General features: G+C 71.1%; 1 pseudogene. It reads left to right on the top strand.

The window, feature by feature from the left end:
- A pseudogene (locus tag ACG00X_RS24095) lies at positions 1-248 on the top strand (MFS transporter); the annotation flags it as partial.
- Between the last annotated feature and the right edge of the window lie 56 nt (positions 249-304).

Below are 304 nucleotides of genomic sequence, written 5' to 3'. Positions count from 1 at the left end.
GCATGGTGCCCTGGCAGGTCATCGTCACCGGCATTCCCGCGCCCGAGCAGCGCGGCGCGTTCACGGCCGTCAACACCGCGCTGCAGCAGCTGGCCGGCGGGCTGGCGGCCCTCGTCTCGGGGCACATCGTGACCATCGGCGCGGACGGCAAGCTCGAGCATTTCCCGTGGGTGGACAATGTGCTGATCGGCACCACGCTGACGGTCTGCGTGCTGCTGGCACTGCTCAAGCGCAAACCGCCCCAGTGAGCGGTGGGCCGGCGCTCAGCCCAGGCGCTGGCGTGCCTGCGCGCGCAGGCAGTTCA

The organism is Pelomonas nitida (genome assembly GCF_043555975.1).
Lineage (GTDB): Bacteria > Pseudomonadota > Gammaproteobacteria > Burkholderiales > Burkholderiaceae_C > Pelomonas > Pelomonas nitida.
This window is presented reverse-complemented; position numbering and strand designations above follow the sequence as displayed.